We start from the raw sequence: 819 nt of genomic DNA, 5'->3' as shown, positions 1-819 counted from the left end.
CGCCTGCTCGTCACTACTACGTAAGATGTAGTCCGTCATCCAAGCAGTTCCCAACAAACAGATCCAGACCACAAATACAGGATTTGGTACATCCGTATTAGGGCTCACCACCAACGCTGCAAAACCGACGGTTGGTAGTGTCCAACAAAGCAACTTACTCCAGCGAATCGAGTCTTTTAATTTGGCGAGTGTTTCCATCGAAGCCAACATCCCAGTAATGCTCAACGCCACCAGCACCGCGTAATGAAGATCGGCAATCCATAGAGGCAATAGTAAAAGCAAAGGCCACCAGCTGTGTTTTTCTGAGCGTTTCCAATGCGTTGCTGCCCACCACATGACCACAACAGACAACGTTTGAACCACGGTCACCCAAGCTGAACCATCAAGCTTACCGCCTTGTTGCGTGACCATCAGCCCTACTTGTAAGGTAATCACAATCAAACCGGTGGTAAGGAGAACGCCAAGAGAGCTGCGATGTGAGAACACCACCATAAGTAACGGGAATAGAATCAGCACGCCTACAGACAACGCAATGGGCTGCATCGAAAGCGTCGCGCCAAACACCATCATAGCGCCGAGCAACACTAAGCCAGCAAGGCCACCTTGAGGCAACAGCCATAATGCCGGGATCATGAGCGCGAGTACTGGGATTTCGCCCTCACTCAAACTCATCGCTCGGGCACACACAACGGCAAGAAAAGTTGTGATGAAAAATTGAAGTGTTGAAAACATCATAGCGCCTCCTGGCTTCCCCCCCAACTTGCTAACTCACCGGCAAATAAAACTGGGTATCTAAAGTCGTTGAGTGGGTCTAGATTC

Annotated in this window: 1 protein-coding gene; it reads right to left on the bottom strand. The window is 49.9% G+C overall.

Annotated features, from left to right (window positions below; genetic code table 11):
- Positions 1-735: hypothetical protein (locus R7Z49_RS24230; protein WP_318112260.1), on the bottom strand; the 735-nt coding region annotated here is incomplete at its 3' end.
- Positions 736-819 lie beyond the last annotated feature (84 nt).

This window comes from Vibrio sp. 1562, from assembly GCF_033340155.1.
GTDB lineage: Bacteria > Pseudomonadota > Gammaproteobacteria > Enterobacterales > Vibrionaceae > Vibrio > Vibrio alginolyticus.
This window is presented reverse-complemented; position numbering and strand designations above follow the sequence as displayed.